The sequence below is a fragment of the Bacillus sp. EB600 genome (genome assembly GCF_024494385.1).
In the GTDB taxonomy this organism is placed as follows: domain Bacteria; phylum Bacillota; class Bacilli; order Bacillales; family Cytobacillaceae; genus JAEVLT01.
This window is the reverse complement of sequence record NZ_JAEVLT010000149.1, coordinates 1-549: the sequence shown is the minus strand read 5'-3', so window position 1 is coordinate 549 and position 549 is coordinate 1. Positions and strand designations below refer to the sequence as shown.

Sequence of the window (549 nt, the reverse complement as noted above, 5' to 3'; positions counted from 1 at the left end):
AAACCAGCCAATAGTTTGTCAATATTTTTCATTAAAAACATAAAATATTTCATGCTATACTAAATTTAAACATGCCAAATAACCTTCCAAGGTTTGGTATTTGGAAAGTTTTGGGCTGTTTAGTTGAATTTTTAAACTAGGCTAGATCTTGGAAAGCCGATTTGCTTTTTAAAAGAGCATAAACCCAATGTAAAAGCTTATTGGCACAGGCTATCACAGCTACTTTAAAGGGTTTTCCTTCTTTACGTTTCTTATCATAAAACTCTCGTAATCGCTTGTTACGAGGAATGATTTCATCTGTCGTTTTCTTCTTGCGGCAATCACGAATGGCACATTTAACTGCCATATCGTGACGTAGTCTGCTAGAGCCTCTTTTGGTAATTCGATTTAGAGTACCTTTGAATGTTCCAGATTCAAAGACACTTGGATCGATTCCGGCAAATGCTACTAGTTTCTTAGGGTGATTAAAACGATCAATTTCCCCAATTTCAGAAATAATCGTGGCTGCGATTTTTTCACCGATACCAGGGATCGATTGGATAATCTTAT

The 549-nt window shown here is 35.9% G+C and carries 1 protein-coding gene; it reads right to left on the bottom strand.

Annotated features, from left to right (window positions below; translation table 11 throughout):
- Positions 1–136 precede the first annotated feature (136 nt).
- A partial coding sequence (locus JN080_RS29025) for a transposase (RefSeq protein WP_256239371.1) occupies positions 137–549 on the bottom strand: 413 nt, incomplete at its 5' end.